The sequence below is a fragment of the Peribacillus sp. FW305-BF15 genome (assembly GCF_058783805.1).
The window spans coordinates 1-536 of sequence record NZ_JBYSYV010000078.1 but is presented as its reverse complement, the minus strand read 5'-3'; the positions used below and the strand labels follow the sequence as shown (position 1 = coordinate 536).

Sequence of the window (536 nt, the reverse complement as noted above, 5' to 3'; positions counted from 1 at the left end):
AAATCAACGTCCAAATTTGTACAAGCCAAAAAAAATGTAGACAAACTCGATTTTCATCGAGTTTGTCTACAGTCTGAGACTTCCTACATTTAAACAATGTAGAAAGTCTTTTTTTGTTAGGCTGTTTTCTAAATTGTTGCTCTCAGGATAAAAAACCAACAACTTGCATTTTATGGTAAAATACTTAATATCAGTTTAGAGTTTTATTTCAAGCACCTATTAGGACAATTATTATTTTTCCCTAAGATGATTTAATAGTGCAATAGCTAATAAAAGTATTGATATGCCAGTCCCTGAACTATCAGGTCCTACATCGAAGAAAATTGGAGAAACAAAGTGATTTAAAACTGTAATGATTACGGCAAATGTAATCAAAGAAATATTTGTTTTCTTCAAGAGAAAAAACCTCCTATAAAATATCAAAGCAAGTAAAAATTCTCCTTTAAATTGTAACTCTTATTGAACTATCCTCCCTCAATAAACTAAACACAATCTCACGATTGCTCTAGAATTCTTAGGATTTCATAGTCATATCA

1 protein-coding gene is annotated in these 536 nt (G+C 30.0%); it reads right to left on the bottom strand.

Annotation, left to right across the window (positions count from 1 at the left end):
- Positions 1–231: 231 nt before the first annotated feature.
- Positions 232–396: a hypothetical protein gene (locus AC3WLU_RS26770; RefSeq protein ID WP_475470912.1), complete on the bottom strand. Its 165-nt coding sequence runs from the start codon at positions 394–396 to the stop codon at positions 232–234.
- Positions 397–536: the final 140 nt, after the last annotated feature.